The 261-nt window shown below is 65.1% G+C and carries 1 protein-coding gene; it reads left to right on the top strand.

The window, feature by feature from the left end; all coding sequences use genetic code 11:
- On the top strand, positions 1-220 hold a 220-nt coding region (locus R0J92_RS23980; protein WP_411053521.1), incomplete at its 5' end, for a CrcB family protein.
- Positions 221-261: the final 41 nt, after the last annotated feature.

Genomic DNA, 261 nt, shown 5'->3' with positions numbered 1-261 from the left:
GGTGCTGGCGGCACACAAGGGGCTGACACCGCTGGCGCCTTTCGTGATGACTGGCGTGCTGGGCGGGTTCACCACATTCGCGGCCTTCTCACTGGAGGCCGTCACCTTGATCGAGCGTGGGGCCATCGGGCATGCCGCGCTGTATATTGGCCTCTCCGTAGGCCTGTCCATTGCAGCCCTTGCCCTTGGCATGATGGCGGCCAGAGGGGTGCTGACATGAGCGGCGTGCAGATGATCACCGTCACCGAAGACGACGGCGGC

Source organism: Tritonibacter sp. SIMBA_163 (assembly GCF_046535935.1).
GTDB classification, from domain to species: Bacteria; Pseudomonadota; Alphaproteobacteria; order Rhodobacterales; family Rhodobacteraceae; genus Epibacterium; species Epibacterium scottomollicae.
Note: the sequence above shows the minus strand (reverse complement) of the source record. Positions and strands in the feature narration are given on the sequence as shown.